The following is a 19,989-nucleotide window of genomic DNA, read 5'->3' as shown; positions in this document are numbered from 1 at the left end:
ATGAATTGTATTGTTATTGATGACGAAGCTACAGCTAGAATGATTATTTCTCAACTATGCTCAAATGTGCCGAGTCTTAATGTATTAGAAGATTTTCCTAATGCCATGCAAGCCATAAAATATTTAAACCAAAATGAAGTAGATTTAATTTTCTTAGATATACACATGCCAGATTTTACAGGTTTCGATTTTATTGATACCTTAAAAAATCCACCAAAAATAATTTTAACAACATCAGATCCTAACTTTGCAATTCAGGCATTCGAGTACGATTGCATTGTAGATTATTTGGTGAAACCAATATCTCAAGAACGTTTTGATAAAGCGATATTAAAAGCCGAAGCAAAGCAAAGTACACCTATTAAAACTATTTCAAAATCTGAAAAAACAGAAACGACTTCGGGTAATGATTTATATGTAAATATTGATAGGCGTTTGATAAAAATAGATATCCCAAGTATTTATTTAATTGAAGCAAAAGGGGATTATATTCAAGTTAAAACAGAAGGCAAAAACTACACAGTACATTCTACATTAAAGAAGATCGAAGACAAATTACCTGATGATTTGTTTTTAAAAGTACACCGATCTTACATTATAAACATCAAAAAAATTATCGATATTGAAGATAATAGTGTACTTATTAAAAAAGATGTTATTCCTGTAAGTCGTTCTAACAGACCAGAACTTATGAAGCGTTTGAACTTGCTTTAATTGCTGTAAATCAAAATATTAAATATTTTTTATCTAATTTATTCTTTCATAAACATGAAAGAATGTTCTTTTTTTCTTCATTTCTAGTGATTAGATCGGTGAAATGTAGATAAAAGTATTCATCTTTTAAGTTTTACCATTCGTCGATACTTCAAATTCAGCTAATCGAAAAATGTAAAATTCAACTGTCTTTCCTTATAATTTTGTCATCAAATTAATCCAATTACGATGAAGAAATTATTACTTATCACTGCAGTTTTATTATCCGCTTTTTTAACCTCTTGTTCTGTAGAAGAAGATGTTACAGCGCCAGAGGAATATAATTCAGAAACCATAAATGTAACATATACCCAAATGGATTATGATATTGCTGAGTTAATTAATGAACATAGAACTTCACAAGGATTAGTAGAATTAAATATTTTAAATAAAGCCTCTAAAGAAGCTATTTCTCATAATACCTATATGGTTAAACAAGGAACTCCGAGTCACGATTTTTTTTATGTGCGTTCCGAGAATCTAAAAAAGGATGCTAAAGCTATAGTGGTTTCCGAAAATGTAGGATATGGTTTTAGTACGGCAAAAACTTTAGTTAAAGCTTGGTTGGAAAGCGAAGAACATAGAAAAAATCTAGAAAATCCTAACTTTACAGATATGGGGATTTCTTCTAAAAAAGATGAAAATGGAAGAAATTACTTCACTAATATTTTTGTAAAAAGATAACTACAAAATTGGTTTAACTACATTAATCTACCATTCGTCTACACTAAAATCGAAGTAAACGAAAAACAAAATTTTCAACGTATTTATAAAGTAAATTTGTTCTATCATAAAAACCCAAATCATGACAACAGCATTACCTTTCTTAAAAAACAAAATACTTGTACTTATTGCGCTGATATTTAGTTTAATTAGTTCTTCACAAAACACACCTTTTAATTGTGATTATAGTGCTTATCTTTTTCAATATAACGATGTTTACGCGATTGATTTAGCTTCTGGAAATTCGTTTCTTGCTGCGGAGAATATCACTTCTGGAAATATTAATGCAACTGCCTACAATCCTGCAGATGGTTATATTTGGGGATATTTAAGTACACCTTCTCAAACTATTGTTAGAATAGGAAAAGATTTTAAAACTACATCTTTTAATATTCCTGAAATTGATACTAAAAATAAATATATTGGAGATGTTAATCCAGATGGTATATATTTTTTGAAAGGTGGCGGAAGCACTTATTATAAAGTAGATTTAAATCCAGAATCTGCTAATTATTCAAAATATTTATCTACAGAAACATTATCGCAGAATATTAGTATTCATGATTGGGCTTTCAATGCTGTAGATGGTAACTTATATGCTTTAGAAAAAACGTCTAATATTTTATATAGAATTAATCCGGTAACTAGTAATGTTGAAAGTTTGGGTGAAGTTCCAATTTTAGCGGGATTAAACTATACATATGGTGCTGTTTATTTTGATGCCGATGGTCGTTTTTACGTATCAGCCAATCAAACAGGAACTATTTACGTAATACAAAGTGTTCAAGATTTAACCCCCGAATCTACCATGGACTCTAACTTATTCGCATTTGGACCTTCAAGTGCAAGTAACGATGGAGCGCGTTGCCCTACAGCTCCAGTTGCTCAAGAAATTTGTGATAACGGAATTGATGATGATGGAGATGGATTAATAGATTGTGAAGATCCATCATGCTCTGGTTATACAGGTTGTCCTGTGGTATCTTTCTCCTCAACTTCTAGCGGAAACGATGGTGGTTTGGAAAGTAATAATAGATTATCACAACAAATTAGCCAAAGAAATTTTAATAGAGCTAAAAGTAATTATAAGTTTAATCAAACTACAGCAAAACGTTTTGCTAAGTCTAAACAATACGGAAGATCTACGGCTAGTAAAAATGGTGTTTTTCAATTGTCAGATTTAATGCCTTTAGATGTTATTAATGAAGATGATGTTATCGAATCTTCTCCAACAGATTTAATAGGTATTACAAATGCAACAGAGGTGTATTCTGTAGATTATATGAGAAATAATGAGTCTGTAGCTTCAATACTTTTATTAAAAACAGAAAATGGTGTTTATGAGCATACAAAGTACATTTGTGATCGTTTATTAGGAGCGCAATTAATTTCAGTTTCAACTATAGAAATCAACGACCACCAATTTATTAAATCTTTAATTAGAACCATTGAAGGTACTGTCGAGTTTGTATTAAGCCTTTCTGCAAAATCAATAAATAACGATCAAAACTTCGGAATTGAAAGCCACTGGAATTTAGATAAATATGAAGATAATATAGGGTTTTATAACTTTCAAATCTGGTCTAATTCGTTAGACGATTTATTAAAATTAGGAGAAGAAGTTGTTCAGCTTTTAGATGTTCAAAAACCAATTGATAATTATAATAACTCAACACCTCCAACGGTATTTGTTAGAACAGGTCATTATAACAACGGTAAATTAAATCTTCAAATTGTAAATACAAATAGGAGTGAAGCGGTTGTTTTTGATGGTGGTGTAAGAACAACAGAAACACACGAGGTAGAGTATGTTTCAACTAATATTAATTTAACCGGTGATTATATTTCTAATATTGAAGTTGATGCAGGAAGCTTATTCGATATTGGATTTAGAATAGGTGATGGCGTTCAAACTCCAGACGATTTATTTATGTCGGACGGTCCATGGGGTTATGATGATGCTGCTCCTAGTACTCAAGTTACAGAATATACAATAGCCGCAAACACAGAAGCACTAAGTGATGAAGATTTTAATATAGAACGTAACATTACGTTAAAAGCTAAAACTAGCGAATACATAGCTGCTTATCGCGCTTTAACTCCTAAGTTTAATCCAATTGATTTAACAGACTATAAAAGTTTTAAATTTGAAGCAAAAGGCACAGGAACACTTATTGTAAGATTAGTAAAAGAGAGTGTTACCAACTGGGAAACTCAATATAAAACCTCAGTTAATTTAACTAACGATATAGCAAGCTACATATTACCATTTTCAGAATTTGAATCTAGTAATGGAGAAGCATTAGATGCTAGCGATGTTACATCTATTGTATTTACTATGTTGGCCGAAAATGGAGAAGAAGTTATAAAGGAAATGACTTTAGAGCAACTTCGTTTCTCAACAGCAGGAACGTTATCTGTGTCTAAAATATCAGAAGATAATGGTTTAATTACAGCAGCTATACCTAACCCAATGACTTCTAAAACAGGTATTCAATTTACAGCAGAACAAGCAGAGAATGTTGAACTTTTAGTTTATAATCAGTTAGGTAGTTTAGTAAATAAAATTCCTTTTAGTTCAAAACTAGGTAAAAATGAAATTGTACTTCACCGTGGAAATTTAAGCAATGGCATCTATTTCTGTAAAATAAAAAGTAGTACATCTACATACAAAACCACAAAACTACTTCTAGAATAATTAATAGCAAATTAATCTTGTAGTATGGTAAAAGACGTAAGTTTTTTACCATTTTTTTGTTTAAATAAGTTCTAGTTTAACCGATTAAATTAGGCGTACTTTTAAATTGTTGTCTTTACTTTAATAAATCAGGTTTTGTTCGCTACCAACTTAATACAAAAGGATTTTATGGGTTTACTTTAAGTGAGATTTTGAAGGTTAGTATTGTTGTTGTTCTTGTTTATTAATAATTGTGTTAAGTGTATTGAAAGATTTATGACTATTAAAATGAAATAGAGTTGGATTTGCTTAACTGATAAAAGAGTAAGATAGGCAGTTAATGATTAAAATAGTATTCTTATTAACTAAAAGAGCCGAATTTGTGACTCTATTTATTGCATATTAATTAAGAAGTGTTTTAGTGAGAACTTCTTTGAGTATATATTAGATGAAGCATAGTTTTTGATTGCGAACCTTTTTAATTTGATTAACTTTTTTTAGACAGAATTTTTATAACAAAAAAAGACACTATTTAATAGTGCCTTTTTTCATGAATTCATATTTAAGTAAGTCTATTCTCTAAAAATGGGTTTATCAAACAATAGCCATTTAAAGCGTAAACCAATTTCGTTAAATGTAAAACCAGCAGCTGTTGCCGAAGCAATATTACTTCGTGTACCATAAAAATTCAGTAAGGCACGCTCAGAAAATTTATAACCTAATTTTCCTTGTATGCGGTAAGTACTTTGGCTACCACCATCTTCAATATACTGTATACCTGTTGCAGCAGTTAACTCATAAAACCATTCTTTTGGTTTCGTTATGCTTTCATCCTTTATTATGTTCGCAAATACTTCGACTGCGTTAAATGTTTCCGGACTAAAATATATAGTTGGTACCTGGTTTTTAAAGGTAATATATTGGTAATTTAAACCTGCTTTTAATGCCGGTTTACTCATTATGTTGTAGTAAAGTGATGTGAATAATAAATTTCTAGCATTATCATCGTTTTGCCATGTATAAAAATACTGTGTAAACCAACCTAAGTTAAAATTAGTACTTAAGTTATAGTTGGCGTAAAGATTATTCATAACGATTTCTCGATCTAATAATTCAGCATTAAAGCTTTGAATTTCACTTTTAAATCCAATATCTAAAACCTGAAGTTTAAAAGGTTTTATGTTTAATGAAATATCGCTTACTAATTGCGTATAATCACTCGTATTAGCTTTCGCGGAAGTAACTCCGGCCAAACCTTTAAACGTAATATTTGGTAGTAACTGATAGGAGAGACCTAATGAAAAATCGTTAGAAGTTGCATCATTATCCGTTACTTTATTACTAGTAGTTCTATATGAATAGCTGGCCAACCATTTAAATTTTGTTGAAGTTGGGAATTCAATATTTGTATTAACAGAGAAGGCTTTGTTATCTCCATTATCAAAGGAATAAGATGTTTTAGTTTCCCAAAAAGGAGTAAAGGTTGTATTTAATGTTTTAATGAAATTGGTAGCATCTTTTTGCTTATCGTAAAAGGTTAACGTGTTTTCGGCAGATTTGTACGCTGCACTATATTTTCCAATAGCTTTTAACGCATTGGCTTTCCCTAAGTTTCCATCGAAAGAACTGTCGTCATTTTCTAAAATACTGTTATAATCTGTAACGCTATTTTTAAAATTACTTTTGTAGATATTTAAAGTGGCTCGTAAGGCTAAAATCCAGTTTTCATTGGGGTGTTTTTCAATCAAAGTATCAATTAAAACTTGAGCATCTTTATATTTTTTATTCCAAATTAAAGCTTGAATATAGCGTACTTGGGTTTGTTGTATTATTGAAGCATCGGTTAATTTAGGGATAGAACTATAAGCTTCTTCACTTATTATAAGCGCTTCCTTTTCTTTGCCTTTTAAGTGTTTTACTAAAGCTAAACCGTTTAAAGCAATTGTTTTATTATCTGGGTTTTTAGCTATGGTGTTGTATGTAGTTTCGGCTTCTTCAAAATTTTCTGAAATTAGATAAAGGTTGGCTAAATTTAGTAAAGTGTCCTTATCATCTTCAAAAAGGACTAAGTTTTCTTTTAATAGACGTTCGGCTTCATCATAATTTTGAGCTTGTTGATTTTGATATGCATATCCTAAATAGATATATTTTTTTGAGGTTAAAGCATTTTGATTTCCTGGTAAAACTTCTAAAGCTTTGTTTACATAAGTTAAAGCCTCTTGGTATAATTTAAGGTTTGATAACGTATTGGCATAACCTAAAAGAGCTGGAAAGGATTTAGAATCTTCCTTTATTAAAATTTCATAAAAAGCCTTGGCATCGGTATAATTTTTATCCCAAAGTAGGGATTCTGCATAATTCAATTTTATTTCAAAATCGTTTGGATATAAACTTAACAATTCTGTAAATATATTAACAGCCTTGTCCGATTCTCCAAGTAATCCAACCGCACGGCCATAGCATAATTTTGCTGTTTTATTATCTGGATAATCCTTTAAAATTATTTCGAAAAACGTTTCTGCTTTTGCGTATTTACCAGTTTCTAGATAGGTAAAACCTTCCTTCATATCCTGTGCATAGGTAAGCGAGGATATAAATAAGGCAAGTAATAATAGTAACTTTTTAAAGAGCATAGTGTGTTTAATTTATTACAAGTGCAAGTTAATCATTAGTATTGAAATATTCTTCTAGAGTAACATAAGACTAAAAGAAATTAAATGCTTTTCATTGATTATTATGCCATATTTCTGTTAGAAATAAATTAGTATTAATTTTAAAGTTTTATAAGAAAAAGGACTTTTTTTATCTATAATGTAATGCTATTTGTCCAAGTTGTCCAACAATTTGAACAGAGTCTCTCATGGATAGTTTAGATCCATCGGCATGAACCCATCTTTTAAGAGGTTGTTCACAGATGTATGAAATTGCTTTTTGCTTTCCGTAATGATTTCGCATTCTCATAAAGATTTCAACATCAAAAATCCAACGCGTAATAAACTTATCTTTAAACATAATATTAACAATATCTTTATCCATAATTTTTGCGCCACATTGTGTATCATTGAATGACATACCCAAGATGGTTCTAATTATAAGGTTTATTGTTTTACTTATTATTGCACGGGCAGATTCTTTAGCAATATTGGCACCCATTCTTGTCATTCTGGAGCCACTAACAATTTTAAAATCTGTGGTTTCTATGGTTTTAACTAGATCGTCAAAATCTCTAAAATCTGTTGATAAATCGGCATCTAAATACCCTATATAATCTAATTGAGGGTCTTTTGCCAAGTGTAATACACCTTGTCTTACGGCTTCAGCCTTTCCTCCATTTTTTTCACAGTTATAAATACTTATATTTTTTTCTCTATCTTTTTGTAATTCATTTAAAACATCTAAAGTTTTATCTGTACTACCATCATTTACAAAACATAAATGATAGCCTAAATTACTATCAACAAAATCAATAAACTCTTTACTTAATAGTCTATCTTCCTCATTATAACAAGGAATAACAACACCTACACAACGTTTTTGAAGTATCTGATCTTTTGTGGTCTTACTTTGTAGCTTATCTGTTTTTAACCCAAATATTCTAGATATCCTTACAGTTACTTCGTTAAGAGATACGGGTTTTTTCATGTAATCATCAATACCTAAGTCAAAGCCATCAATAATGGTATCATCATCAGTATTTCCAGAAAGTACTAAAATTTTTGTATCAGATTTTTTTTCAATTCTAATTTTCTTTACAACCTCTAATCCAGACATGCCATCCATATTAATATCTACAATAACGATATCTGGTTTAAACGTGTCGAAAAGATCTAAGCCTTTTTCTCCGCTGTCAGCACATTTTATATCAAAGCCTAAATCGGTTAAATGCTTTTCTAATGATAACAGAATTAATTGCTGATCATCTATGGCTAGAATTTTTATCATGATTTTAGGTTTTTGTTTAATTTTTTATTTTAACATTTTATTTGAAAGTGTATTATCAAGTTGTAAATGTAATATTTTATTGAAAGAAAGATATTATAATTTTGATTTATTTATCGACAAAGTGTTATATTTACACGTTTTAATGTAGGATATAGTATAATTGACCTAATTAATTTGTCTTTATTTAAGGATTTATTTCTTAGTTATTAGAACAAATAAAAATGAACCAAACGAACTTATTATGAAGTTAGCCATTATAACCGCATACCCACCAAGTAAAGTTACTTTAACCGAATATGCCTATCATTTAGTTAAATCTTTCAGGCAAAACAAAGCAATAACAGAATTAATATTATTATGCGATTTTACAGAAGGAGCAAAGGATATTGAATTTGAAGAAGCTGGGTGTAAAATTACGGTTAAAGAGTGTTGGTCTTTTAATAGCTATTCGAACATATTAAATGTTACCAAAGCAATAAATAAGACACAACCAGATGCTGTTTTATTTAATTTACAATTCATGAAATTTGGTGACAAAAAAATAGCAGCAGCATTGGGATTGATGTTACCCTTAGTATGTAAGCTTAAAAAGATACCAAATATTGTGTTATTGCATAATATTTTAGAAGAAGTAGACTTAGGAAGTGCTGGTTTTACATCTAATAAAGTGATGCAAAAACTATATGGTTTTATAGGAACAACTTTAACTAAATTAATTCTTAAAGCAGATACTGTTGCTGTTACTATGCAGAAGTATGTTGATATTTTACAACCTAAATATAACGTTAATAATGTTAAATTAATACCGCATGGTACGTTTGAAATTCCAGATGAGCCAGATTATAAAGTACCTACAAATCCTATGCAAGTGATGGCTTTTGGTAAATTTGGCACTTATAAAAAAGTTGAGAATATGATAGAAGCCGTTGCGAAGGTTAGGGAGTCTACAGGTTTAAATCTAGAGGTTGTTATCGCTGGTACAGATAACCCTAATGTTCCAGGATATTTAGCTAAAGTAAAAGATGATTATAAGCATATACCGCAAATTCGTTTTACGGGTTATGTTGAAGAATATTCAGTTCCTATTTTATTTAATGAAAGCACGGTTGTTGTCTTTCCTTATACATCTACCACAGGTAGTTCTGGTGTGTTACATCAAGCAGGTAGTTATGGTAAGGCTGTAATTATGCCAGATTTAGGAGATTTAGCGCTATTAGTTAAAGATGAAGGCTATCAAGGAGAATTTTTCGATCCAACATCTGTAGCTAGTTTAGCTAAAGCTATTGAAAATATTGTTACTAATGACGCTTATAGGATAGAATTAGGACGTGTAAATTACAAAGCAGCAACGGCACATCCTATGTCACATATAGCTCAAATGTATATAGATACCTTTAATAAAATTATTAGCGAAAAATAATTTTTAAAATAATGTATAGCTTTTATTTTGATAATAGATCTATTCATCTAAAGCTAAACGTAATTCACCGAAATATAAAAGCACGCCATTGATTATTAAGAGATATTTGTAATAGAAATAAAGATCTTATAATAAAGTGTTTGTAGGTATTGGCATAATTAATAGAACATTAATTTTTAAAACAAAAGGCATGCAAATTTTAAGCACTTTAAAATCTAAAAAAATTACTCCAGAGCAATTCTTTATGTTAAGTGTTCTAATAGTAAACGGTGGTAATTATTTGTATAATTTAATTCTAGGTCGTGTATTAGGACCAGCTCAATTTGCAGATGCGGCAGTTCTTATTACATTTTTGTTAGTATTGAGTTTTGCTGCCATGACGTTTCAATTAGTAACAGCAAAATTCTCAGTACTTTTTGAGAACGAAATTTTTAAAAGTTTCGTTTCCAAAATATATAAAAATGCACTTTTGGTTGGTGTTATAATGGGAGTACTCATTATCATTTTTTCAAACCAATTGCAAAACCTATTTAACACATCTTCATCAAATATGTTTCTTATTTTTGGTTGTGGTGTTCCGTTATACTTTTTAATGAGTGTAAATCGTGGTGTTTATCAGGGAAAAAAAGCATTTAAATCTTTGTCGATTACCTATCAAAGTGAGATGTTAAGTCGTTTAATTATAACGTTAGGACTTATCTTAATTTTTGATATACAATCGTCAGTGGTTATTGCTATTGGTATTGTCGTTTCTTTTGTGTTTGGATTGATACCGTTTAGATTTCCTACTCTAATTCCGAAGAAGGCCTTAATATTAAGTGATACACATTCAAAAGACATAAGGAGTTTCTTTATGATTACTGCATTTTATGAGCTCACACAAATCATTATAAACAATAGTGATATACTTTTAGTTAAGCATTACTTTGAGTCTTATGAAGCTGGTTTATATGCTTCTTTAGCTTTAATAGGTAGAATTGTTTACTTTATCGCTTGGATGTTTGTTATGCTCTTATTACCAACAGTAGTTCAACTAAAAAAAGAAGGGAAAGAAACTGCGCCAACGCTTTTTAAATATGTAGGCTATATTGCCGCTATTTCAATATGCATAATAGTGGTTTGTTTATGTTTTCCAGAAACTATTATAACATTGCTTTTTGGTGATAGTTATATAGCTATGGCACCTTTATTATGGCAATACGCGATTGCAACATCTATGTTTGCTATATCTAATATTTTCGCTTATTACTATTTATCTTTAGATAAATATATTCCCGTAGTTATATCTGGTATATTCGGGATGCTACAAATGGGATTGGTTATTTTTTATCATGATAGTTTAGAGCAAGTAGTACACATGCAAATTATAGCAATGGTTTTATTGTTAATTATACAGCTGTCATTTTTCTTTTTTGAATATAAATCGAAAACTGAAAAATAGTTAACCTATAACAATTCAAAAACAGAAACCTCTAGCTTATTCTAGAGGTTTTTTTATTTTATAAAAGTAAAAGAATTATAATAGCAATAATACCTATAACAATCAGTTATAGTTAATCTATAGTGATATTCCATTCGTCTGCAGCAATTGGTAATCTATCTAAAGACAACTGTTTTACTCTTTTTAATATTGCAAATTTGCAGTGTAAAAATTAATTAAAACTTATAATGAAACTAGCAATAGTAACTGCATACCCTCCAAGTAAAGTAACCTTAAACGAGTATGCATACCATTTGGTAAAACACTTTAGACAGAAAGAAGACGTAACAGAATTGGTTTTATTAACCGATAAAACTTATGAGCATAAAGATGTTGTTTTTACCGAAGATGGATGTAAAATTACAATAGAAGAGTGTTGGGAGTTTAATAGTTATAGTAATATTTTAAACGTTACCAATGCAATAAGTCGTGTAAATCCAGATGCTGTATTATTTAATTTACAGTTTATGAAGTTTGGTGATAAAAAAGTAGCGGCTGCTTTAGGTTTAATGTTGCCTTTAGTTTGTAAGTTAAAAAAAATACCAAGTATTGTTTTATTACATAATATTTTAGAAGAAGTTGATTTAGGAAGCGCAGGGTTTACAAAAAATAAGGTGATGCAGAAAGTTTATGGCTTTATAGGATCTAGTTTAACCCGTTTAATTCTACAAGCTGATACGGTTGCTGTAACCATGCAAAAATATGTAGATATTTTAGAAAAGAAATACAACGCCAAAAACGTGAAATTAATTCCTCATGGTACTTTTGAAATTCCTGAAAAACCAGATTTTAATGTACCAGTTGGACCGATGCAAATTATGACATTCGGAAAATTTGGAACTTATAAGAAAGTAGAAGGGATGATTGAGGCTGTAGAAAAAGTTAGAGAATCTACAGGTCTAGATTTAGAAGTAGTTATTGCAGGAACAGATAATCCTAACGTACCAGGTTATTTAGCCAAAGTACAAGAAGATTATAAGCACGTGCCGCAAGTTCGTTTTACCGGTTATGTGGAAGAAAAGGAAGTGCCTAAATTATTTAACGATAGTGCTGTAGTTGTGTTTCCTTATACATCTACCACAGGTAGTTCTGGTGTATTACATCAAGCAGGAAGTTATGGTAAAGCTGTGGTTATGCCAGATTTAGGAGATTTGACTTCTTTAATACAAGATGAAGGATATCGCGGTGAATTTTTTGAGCCTACAAGTGTTGATAGCTTAGCAAAAGCGATTGAAAATATTGTAACAAATAAAATCTATAGACGTGAATTAGGAAAGGCTAATTATCAAGCAGCAACGGGATATCCTATGTCCGAAATAACAGAAATATATTTAAATACTTTTAAAAAAATTATGGAGATACCTTCTAGAGCTGTAATGTTAATAGTTTAAAATTAGTTAGAAGAAATATATTTTAAAGCGGGTTTAGTCTCTCCATTTTTGTTGATAAAACCAAAATGTTCTTGAGCTCGCTTGCGCCAAGGAAGTCGTCCAACGACTTCCTTTGGTATTTCTACAAAGTCGTAAAGTGTCCAAGACATAAAACTGATGGTATTATTACTAAAAATAGTTTGGCATTTTTTATGATATTCGCTCTGGTCTTTTTCATTATTTCCAAAAGGATTCCATAAACCTTTGTAAGATGATAACCCGAATTCGGTGATAGCAATAGGCTTATTTGAAACTTCTAGTTTTAAATTTCTAAAGGCTAATTCTAAATCATCCAAATCTTCATAATAATGAAAACTAATAAGGTCTAATTTGTCTTTTAGAATAGTAGCGCTTTCAATATTAGACCACCCAATTGTTACAGGATGCTTTGGGTCTATTGTTTTCACTAAATCGATCATTTTATCTAACCATGCAGTAACTAATGTTTCTCCACGAGAATCAAAATCCAAATTGGGTTCGTTTTTAATGTCCCAAGCTAATAGTGCGTTATGGTTTTTAAAGGTTTCAATAATTTTTTCTGCGTGACGCTGATTTAAAGTCCAGTTTAAAACTGAATAATCACCGTAAAAATCGAACAATGTTAAAACTACTTTCAGGTTATTTTCTTCTGCAGCATCTAAAGTTTGTTTTAATTTCTCTAATTTTAGTGGGTTCACTTTTGCTTTCCCGAAGTCATCATATTGCACAAAAATCCGCACCGAACTTAAGCCAGCATCTTTTATAATTTTAAAGTCTTTTGCTATGGTGTCTTTTGCAAAAGCATCGCCAAACATATTCCAAGGGGTTGCCTGCGGATAGTAATTAATGCCTTTAATGGTTAGCCCGTTAGTTTCAATTGGTGCAGCTTCAACTTTATATAGTTCACTGTTTTCTTTTACCAAATGCCTAATACGCCAAAAACCATCCTCTAATAAAAATACTATTTTATACGTAGATGTTTCTGTGGTTTCTAAAACTAATTTTTTGGCTTTAAAAACACGTTTAAACTCGACAACATTTCTATCTGTAACGACTGCTAATTGTCCATCCTCACTAAAAAACTCTAAAGTAGGATTGTGGTTTAAAGTGGTTGCTTCAATATTGATGTTTTCATCTTTATTGCGTTCAATAAAATCAAAAATATTTTCTTTGGCACTATCTGTATAATAATCTTTGATGCCAGCTATCGAATTACTGCTGTAGGCAACTTGCTTAACATACCAAGCATCTAAATAGTCGTTTTCTAAAGCCTTTAGATTTTGGTTATCCATTGGTCTGCCTTCATTATTTAAAGGTTCCCAAACAATTTTAGGTAAATATTGTTCTATTTTTTTTATTTCAGTATGCAACATTTTACTTCGGTCTGCTCCCGTATTTAGATAACTGAATAAGGCGCTAACACCATAAATTATTAGAGCAATAATTATAATATATGATGCTACTAGTATGGTACGTAGTATGTTTTTGTTAAGCCCTACCATAGTTTTTTTGTATTGGATTCTTTTGTTTTTCCAGCAGTTTCAATTCTAAAATTATAATCGCCATTTTCATAAATAGCAGGTTTTAAAATAAAGTTAACATAGCCATTATATGATGTTTTTGTAAGCGTATCTATAAGTAAATTGTGTTTATAAATTTTAAGTTTTACTTGTAAACCATCAGGAATCATTTGTAGCATAAAACTTTGCAAAGGCCCTATCGTTATTTTTCTGTTTTTTTCTGAAAACGCAATATCAAAATCTTCAATAACTTGTTTGTATTTAAGTGATATTATTTTGCTTTCAGACATGCCATCAATGTAAGCTTTGATACTCCAAGTATCTTTGAAATTTGGATGAATTATTTTAGCATGCGCCACACCTTCAATAGTAGTTCCTGTAGTTTTTAAAATATTTTCGTCAGCATTGGTGATAAAAAACGTAACAAATGTACCATCACTAACCACATTGCCTTGCTTGTCTTTTATTATAGATGTTGAAAATGTAGTGACTTGATTTCCATCTGCATAATCATGAGGTCGCTTTGCCGAAATAGTGAAATCGGTTGGAATTGCAGCTTTTATATTTATAGTAAATTCTTTAGAATTGATACCTAAACTTTCAGAGGACACTAACATTCTGCCGCTTTCTTTTTTAGAATTTATATTTTTATAAGCAATTAAATTTTTAGTGAAAATATCATTGTTTTCTTCGGAAGCTAAAAATTGATGTTTTGCTTTTACTAAAGAGTTTTCAGCTAAAGGGTTATCTAAAGAATCTGTTGGAATAACAACCAGCATAGTATAATCCGTTCCACCAGCTTCAATACTTGGTGGCCCTATATATGTCTCCATAGTTGCAACTTCTTTTCTGGGTGTTATTTTGATTGTACCTGTAATAGATTCAATAGTATCCAATATTTTCCAATTAACGGCACCTATTTTTTTACTGATAGTTTGTGGAAGAGTATATTGAAGTGTGTTGCTTTCTAAATTTGGTGACACTAAAGTAGAACCATAGCTATTTGAACAATACAATAAAGGTTTTGAAGTTTCTGTAGTTGAGAATTTTAAAACAATTTTGCTGCCAGCTTCATAATTGGTTTGTGAGGTTAGCAACTCTATTTTATTTGCCGTTTTATTTTGTTGCACGACAGCAAAAGATGATAATAAAATTAAACCTAAAACGAATATGTATATATGTTTTAACTGCATTAATTTGGACTTCCTATGTACGTGTTAATTTCAATTTTAATATAACTAAATTCTGGATGATCAATTTTTTGTAATTGTGCATCGCTGTGGTTTTTAATTCTATCTGGTACTATTTTACTAGCAATAGCATTGTTTGGTAAACCATTTACAAAAATATTTTTCATATCATCATTAATAATTTTCACTCGGCCATCTTTTAAAATTTGGTATTCAAAAGCTTGTTTGCGTTGCTGCCTGATTCCTGCTTTTACAAATAAATGGTCTACCCAAACCATATTCTTATTCGCATCATAATAGGTAATTAAAAGTTGTGGAATGGTTATTTCCTGAATTCCGCTATTAAATAAGTTCCCGTTTATAGTTCCGTTTTTAATATTAATAGCACTCAACACTACATTTTTATATAAATCAGAACCAGACACATTTCCTGCTATTTGTAGGTTGAATTTTGTTGGTTGTTCTTCAAAAGCAATAGGTGTAAATTCATCTGGGTTAAACGTATCAGGAATAGAATCTTGTGTTTTAGACCAAGCTATACCTTCAAAATTAATACGAAAACTACTAGATTCTTTAGGCATCAACTTATGCTTAATATGATATTTTGCATTGTAGGTTGCTAGTTGTTTATTGTCATCATTATACAAGGTTCCTTTTAAAATAACATCTGCAGGAACATTGTCTATATTTTGAACTTCACCAATAATGGCATAACTGCCATCATACTTTACTAATTTGGCCGAAAGTACTTCTAAAACAGGTTGTTTTAGTATATCCTCATGGTGTGTTTGCTCGGTTGTAATGCGGCGTCTACCTTGGTTAAAATATTTTGTGGTATTGGCAGAGTATAGTTGATCTGGTGGTAAATCGTTGTTTAAATCGTCTGGTTGTAAATACCATTTTCCTTTCCGTTTAGATAGCGATTTATAATCTGTTTTTTCAATTTTTTCTAAAGGTGTAATCCAATTCGTAGTCACTTTTGCAGAGACTGTACTGTCGTTATATTTTGTAATTTCAGTCTCTATAGCATCCATTTTAGCATAACTACTTAATAAGCCATCAGTCACCGAAATTTCTAGCATATATTGGGCTATAGGTAATTTACTTTCTGGATCCACTAAACTATATGCTTTTTCAAATTCTTTAAAATCTAAAGCATCGTAATAGGCAATAATTGCATTCTCAGGACTACGTTGCGAATCGTTTTTTAGGTAGAATAAATAAATACCATAAAATAACACAATGGCCAAAATGAACGACCAAATATGAGTAATACGTAAAACGGTTCGTGAAAACTTATTATAAGTAACAGGGTATTTTAAAAAGTCTGGAATGGGTTTTACTCGTGTTTTTAGCATGTTTACCCAAAGCATTTGTATGTTAAGTACAAAAGCAACTAAAACAGTTAAAAAAGGAATAACACCCCAAATAATTTTAATCCATTTTGCAACATCTTCTTTTGGTAAAATAGCAGAGACAGGAGGGATGTTAAGGCGTTCCCAAACCATAATTCCATTTTCTAATTGACGTAAACGTTGCCAACCACAGAAGTAGAGAATAGGGTCGTAAAATTTATCGTTAGAAAATATATACTTGAGGTTATATTTTTCGGGTGTTGTTAAAAACTGTTGTAAAGATCCAATACCCGCAACACCTTTAAATTTTGAGTTCTCTAAACGTTCTATTGGTCTGGTTGTTAATTCGGGTAATCGCCTTGCAGAGTGATAGTTTCCATCTACCGTCATCGCATTAGTTTGTGCACTTAACCAAGCCATTTGGTCGCCAAAACCAAGTGTTAAAAAACGCCATTTGTCGTGATCATCTTGATTTAAAAAATTCACGATTGGGAGCATCTTTATTTTCTGTGGTTGCGATGGTCTAAAATAATTTAAACTCATGGTGAATATTACCATAAACACTAATAATCCAGCTAGTATTCCACCAATAATACGATGGTAAATAGCGCCAAGTTTAGTTTGTATTAATTCTTTTAAATCGCCTTCCACAAAACGATAGGTGAATTCGCCTAACATGGGTATCGATAAAATGGAGGCCCAAAGCGTAAACCTATCAAGCGTTAAAATATTAAAAGCAGTTTCACCTAACATTTTTAGTGGTACAGGCGTAGTACCTCCAGTTCCTAAAATGGTGCAAATGGTTATGGATAAACCAAAAAACATATATCGTTTACTGTAGTATCGGTAAAATATATAAGGCAATAATATGAGTAAAATTCCCCAAGGGATTAAAAAGAACACCAATCCAGACGAAGTGATTTCTAAAAAATTATCTCGGGAACCATGAGGGATTGGAACTTGGGTAATTGGGTTGGCCTTTGAGTTTAACCAATATGGAAAAATGCAACCTATGATTAGCACTAACGATAACATCCCGAAACTAATTATACGCTTAAAGAGTTTGAAAAAACTATTTAAAAACACTTTAAAGGTTACTTCTTTCATCGAGTTGACTTGCTCTCTCGAAACATCCATTATAACCATCCCTATTAAAGGAAAGATGAAAAAGATCATCCCGAAAATAGGTGTAACGTGATGAGATGTAACCGTTACAGCTATTAATGATAAAGATGTCGCTAAGTACCATTTCTTACCTGTTTTTAACCATAAATAAATTTCTGGTAAGGCGTGCATTAAAACAGAAACACCAATAATACTTGGTAATTGTCCAAAAATATGGAGTGTTTCTACAAATGAAGACGAGAATACAGCTAAAACTGCTGCATAACCAGCAACTGTTTTGCTGGCCGTCATCATTAAAGAAAAGCGATAAGCTCCGGTAATAAATAGAACAATAGCAATAAGAGCAACACTGAACATTCCAAATTTCAACCCACCAATCATAGACAATAGTGCTATAGATTGGTGAACTAAGGGCGGATAACTTTGTACCGTAAACCCTGTATACCATTCGTAATTCCAAGGTTCGAACCAACTATTTGCATAATGATCTGCAAAAAACAAGTGTATTAATGCATCATACGTGGTTTCCAAAGTGAAAAAGATAGCACTACCATGAAAGGCTAACCCTAAAAGGATGGCCGTGATTAAGAATTTATTTGAGGTTTCTTTCATTAATGACTTGACAGGTAGTAACTACATGGTAAAGATAAATAATTTAATTACGGTACATAATTTATTTATCTATACAAATCTACCATTCGTCTACAGTTCTTCATTCCTTAGGCTAAATATTAATTTTAAACGCCTCTTCAAATGTATTTTTGTCAGGTAATCCATTATTAAAATTAGTAAAAATGAAAATATTAGCCATCGACGATGACCAATTAGTTTTGCTTCCCTTAAGCAAAAGATTAGAGGAATTAGGATATAAAGTCTGTACCACAACCAATCCTAAAAAAGGGACCGAATTATTTGGGTCATTCAAACCAGATTTAATTATTGTCGATATCAATATGCCTAAATTTTCAGGATTAGAATATATCAGGTATGTTAGAAAGATTAAAAATTCCTCTATTCCAATTATCGTGCTATCTGGAAATACAAGTATAGAAGTTATGTCCGAAGGATTCAAATTAGGAATTAGCGATTATATAAAAAAACCAATAAGTTTAAGTGAGATTTGTAATCGTATTAAACGTATTAATATTTATTTCAGAACCCATTAACCATTTCTATTAACCTTAACCTACAATAAAAAATTAGTTATGAAAATATTAGCCATAGATGACCAACAGTTGGTTTTACTTCCTCTCCAAAAGCGATTAAGCGATTTAGGATACGAAGTTAAAATAGAAACTGATGCGAATAAAGCGATATCCCTTTACAACGACTTTGTTCCAGATCTAGTAATTGTCGATATTAATATGCCTAGCGTCTCTGGGTTAGATATTGTAAAATATATAAGAAACTCCGAATATAGCGATACTCCAATTATGGTTTTATCGGGTAACACTGAAGATAAAGTGATTACTGAAGGTTTTGAATTAGGTATTAACGATTATATGAAAAAACCTTTAAGCTTAAATGAAATTTCAGCAAGGGTAAAAAGATTAATCGGTCAACCAGATGTTGTATCTACCAATGATACAACTGGAGATGGTGTAATACAACACCGTTGTGTAGGCGTTGTAATCCCTTGTTATGATGAAGAAGAGCGCCTGTTAAGTAAAGAGTTTACAGATTTTATAAGTAAAAACACGGGTTACCATTTGTGTTTTGTTAATGATGGTAGTAAAGATGATACTTTAAGAGTTTTAAAAGATTTAAAAAAGGGTCGAGAAGATTTTATTACTGTTTACGATTGTGAAAAAAATGGAGGTAAAGCGGAAGCTGTTAGACTTGGGATGTTGCATATGGCTCAGCATGATGATCTAGATTATATTGGCTTTTTAGATGCCGATTTATCAACCGATTTAAGAGATTTTGACGATTTAGTTAAAACCATAGAAAGTTCAGATTTTAAAATTGTTAGTGGCTCTCGAATTAGTAGAATGGGAGCAAATATCACTAAAGAATCTGCAAGAAAAATAATTAGTATGACTATTAATTTCATTATCCGAAAGATTTTGGGAATGGATTTTAAGGATACGCAATGTGGTGCTAAAATTTTCAGTAAAGATGTTATTGAACTTTCTTTTAGAGAAAAGTTTGTAACACAATGGATTTTTGATGTTGAGATATTTAAAAGAATGACGCTTTATTTCGGCACAGAAAAAGCTAAAACATATATCTGTGAACAACCATTAAAAAGATGGATACATGCCGATGGATCTAAGTTATCTATGAAATATTCTGTAAAAATTGTATTTCAATTGGCACAAATTACATGGGTATATAGAGGAAAAAAAATGAATACTTCAAATATAAAAGCTGTTAATAGTTTTTCTAGCTAATT

Annotated in this window: 13 protein-coding genes; 8 read left to right on the top strand and 5 right to left on the bottom strand. The window is 30.8% G+C overall.

Features of this window, described 5'->3' with window-relative positions; all coding sequences use genetic code 11:
- The 3 genes from M4I23_RS07180 to M4I23_RS07170 all read left to right on the top strand — a co-directional run bounded on the left by M4I23_RS07180 (position 1) and on the right by M4I23_RS07170 (position 4,174).
- Complete coding sequence (locus tag M4I23_RS07180) at positions 1-714, top strand: LytTR family DNA-binding domain-containing protein (RefSeq protein ID WP_158849326.1); 714 nt, start codon at positions 1-3, stop codon at positions 712-714.
- A gap of 228 nt (positions 715-942) precedes the next feature.
- Positions 943-1,437 carry a CAP domain-containing protein gene (locus tag M4I23_RS07175; protein WP_249753941.1) on the top strand — a complete coding sequence of 165 codons (495 nt, stop codon included), beginning with the start codon at positions 943-945 and terminating at the stop codon, positions 1,435-1,437.
- A gap of 121 nt (positions 1,438-1,558) precedes the next feature.
- Positions 1,559-4,174 carry a T9SS type A sorting domain-containing protein gene (locus M4I23_RS07170; protein ID WP_249753940.1) on the top strand — a complete coding sequence of 872 codons (2,616 nt, stop codon included), beginning with the start codon at positions 1,559-1,561 and terminating at the stop codon, positions 4,172-4,174.
- Between the two features lie 551 nt (positions 4,175-4,725).
- Here the strand turns inward: M4I23_RS07170 and M4I23_RS07165 are convergent.
- Both M4I23_RS07165 and M4I23_RS07160 read right to left on the bottom strand, forming a co-directional pair.
- Positions 4,726-6,786, bottom strand: a complete 2,061-nt coding sequence (locus M4I23_RS07165; protein WP_249753939.1) for a tetratricopeptide repeat protein — start codon at positions 6,784-6,786, stop codon at positions 4,726-4,728.
- 169 nt (positions 6,787-6,955) lie between these two features.
- Positions 6,956-8,092 carry a response regulator gene (locus M4I23_RS07160; protein WP_158851815.1) on the bottom strand — a complete coding sequence of 379 codons (1,137 nt, stop codon included), beginning with the start codon at positions 8,090-8,092 and terminating at the stop codon, positions 6,956-6,958.
- A gap of 244 nt (positions 8,093-8,336) precedes the next feature.
- Here M4I23_RS07160 and M4I23_RS07155 point away from each other — a divergent pair, with 244 nt between their 5' ends.
- From M4I23_RS07155 to M4I23_RS07145, 3 genes are all read left to right on the top strand, one after another.
- Positions 8,337-9,515, top strand: coding sequence for a glycosyltransferase (locus tag M4I23_RS07155; protein WP_158849334.1), 1,179 nt, complete (start codon positions 8,337-8,339; stop codon positions 9,513-9,515).
- Positions 9,516-9,705: 190 nt separating this feature from the next.
- Positions 9,706-10,956, top strand: coding sequence for an oligosaccharide flippase family protein (locus M4I23_RS07150; RefSeq protein WP_199269855.1), 1,251 nt, complete (start codon positions 9,706-9,708; stop codon positions 10,954-10,956).
- A 227-nt stretch (positions 10,957-11,183) separates the two neighbouring features.
- Entirely contained in the window at positions 11,184-12,386 is a 1,203-nt protein-coding gene (locus tag M4I23_RS07145; protein ID WP_249753938.1) for a glycosyltransferase, read from the top strand.
- 2 nt (positions 12,387-12,388) lie between these two features.
- Here the strand turns inward: M4I23_RS07145 and M4I23_RS07140 are convergent, their stop codons facing one another.
- Genes M4I23_RS07140 through M4I23_RS07130 form a run of 3 tightly spaced genes read right to left on the bottom strand, consistent with a single transcriptional unit; the run spans position 12,389 to position 18,206 of the window.
- Entirely contained in the window at positions 12,389-13,906 is a 1,518-nt protein-coding gene (locus tag M4I23_RS07140) for a glycoside hydrolase family 2 TIM barrel-domain containing protein (protein ID WP_249753937.1), read from the bottom strand.
- Positions 13,900-15,117 (bottom strand): hypothetical protein, encoded by a 1,218-nt coding sequence (locus M4I23_RS07135; RefSeq protein ID WP_249753936.1) that lies wholly within the window; start codon positions 15,115-15,117, stop codon positions 13,900-13,902. The genes M4I23_RS07140 and M4I23_RS07135 overlap by 7 nt, the downstream gene beginning before the upstream one ends.
- Complete coding sequence (locus tag M4I23_RS07130) at positions 15,117-18,206, bottom strand: hypothetical protein (protein ID WP_249753935.1); 3,090 nt, start codon at positions 18,204-18,206, stop codon at positions 15,117-15,119. Before M4I23_RS07130 ends, M4I23_RS07135 begins: the two co-directional genes overlap by 1 nt.
- A 182-nt stretch (positions 18,207-18,388) precedes the next feature.
- Here M4I23_RS07130 and M4I23_RS07125 point away from each other — a divergent pair, with 182 nt between their 5' ends.
- Positions 18,389-18,760, top strand: a complete 372-nt coding sequence (locus M4I23_RS07125) for a PleD family two-component system response regulator (RefSeq protein ID WP_158851819.1) — start codon at positions 18,389-18,391, stop codon at positions 18,758-18,760.
- 39 nt (positions 18,761-18,799) lie between these two features.
- Complete coding sequence (locus tag M4I23_RS07120) at positions 18,800-19,987, top strand: response regulator (RefSeq protein WP_249753934.1); 1,188 nt, start codon at positions 18,800-18,802, stop codon at positions 19,985-19,987.
- Positions 19,988-19,989: the final 2 nt, after the last annotated feature.

This window comes from Algibacter sp. L4_22 (assembly GCF_023473045.1).
Lineage (GTDB): Bacteria > Bacteroidota > Bacteroidia > Flavobacteriales > Flavobacteriaceae > Algibacter.
This window is presented reverse-complemented; position numbering and strand designations above follow the sequence as displayed.